We start from the raw sequence: 1438 nt of genomic DNA on the forward strand, positions 1-1438 counted from the left end.
GGGCGGTAGTGGGCGGGGCGGTAGTGGGCGCGCACGGCGCAAGGCCCTGCTCATCGTCCTCGCGCTGACTCTGATCGCGGGCCTTGGTGCCGGCGGCTGGCTGCTCTGGGGGAAGACCGGCGAGAAGCCCGGGCCGAAGGCGAAGCCGTCGGCGCCGGCCCGTGTGGACACCCGCCTGGACTGGCTCGTACGGAATCCCGACAAGGACAAGGACACCGAGGCCAACGGCACCCCCAAGAAACCGGTCACCTGGTTCGCTCACGGCGATGTGATCCGGACGCGGGCGCGTGACATCACCGCCTACGACGTCCGGAAGGGTACGGAGCGGTGGAACATCCCGCTGCCGGGAGTGCTCTGCGCTGCCGCGCACCGGCCCGACGGCGACGTGGTGGCCGTCCTGTACTCGAAGACCTCGAAGACCGGCGACGACTGCAACAGCCTCATGGCCGTGGACCTCGGAAGCGGGCGCAAGAAGTGGGATGTGCCTCTTCCTCTCAACAACCCGCTCAACACGGACTACGGCGATCCGCAGATCCTGATGTTCCGGGGCAAGGTGAAGGTCATGGGGTCGAGTGAATCGGCGACGTTCGCGGCCGACGACGGCCGGGTCCTGGACCACCCCAAGCTCCGGGTGAGCGACAACTGCATGGAGCACCGGGCCTCGACGGACGGGAAGGTCTTGCTCTCCGTACTCGGATGCTCCTTGGGCGACGGTCGCGCGTTCGTCCAGCGGATCGACCCGGCCACGGGCAAGGAGGAGTGGACCTGGAAGGTGCCGGACGGGCTCGAGGTCAGAGGAGTCCCCTCCGTGGACCCGGTCGTCGTCTCGGTCAGCCGCAGGGACCGGTCGGACGAGATCACGGACCTGATCAGCATCAGCCCGGAGGGCCGGACCAGGGCCATCATCTCGCTGACGGGCAACGGCAACGCGTTCGACGCCATCGTCCGGAAGGACACGGTCTACCTGGCGAGCCAGGGCCAGGAGACGGCGGATCACACCCAGGAGAACCGCATCATCGCCATCGACCTGGCCAACGGAGAGAAACGCTGGGAGAGCAAGGCCGGGGGGAACCGGGTCGGCACGCCCCTCGGATTCGTCGGCGACCGGCCACTGGTCTACCAGATCGCCCAGTCGGGAGAAGGCGGAAAGCTCGTCACGCTCGACCCGCGCGACGGAACGGCGACGGTCATCAAACGCATGCCGGCGGAGAGCGCCGAAGAGGAACGGAACGTCGCGTTCATGGGCCAGGTGTACTTCGAGGACGACAGGCTTTTCATCTTCGGTGACCCGAACAACAGGAATGAGCACCTGGCGCTGTCGTTCAGCTGACCGCCGCACGCTCGGCCTGCGATTCCCTCCCTTCTGTGCTTATTCCGGTGGAGAAAACCGATGTCTCAACAGCAGCAGCCGCCCTACCCCTTGCCACCCCTCCAGCCC

Annotated in this window: 1 protein-coding gene; it reads left to right on the top strand. The window is 67.1% G+C overall.

What is annotated here, in order from left to right:
- On the top strand, positions 1 to 1330 hold a 1330-nt coding region (locus K6I33_RS35010; protein WP_229358825.1), incomplete at its 5' end, for a PQQ-binding-like beta-propeller repeat protein.
- Positions 1331 to 1438 lie beyond the last annotated feature (108 nt).

This window comes from Streptomyces sp. UNOB3_S3 (assembly GCF_020740895.1).
Classification (GTDB): Bacteria; Actinomycetota; Actinomycetes; order Streptomycetales; family Streptomycetaceae; genus Streptomyces.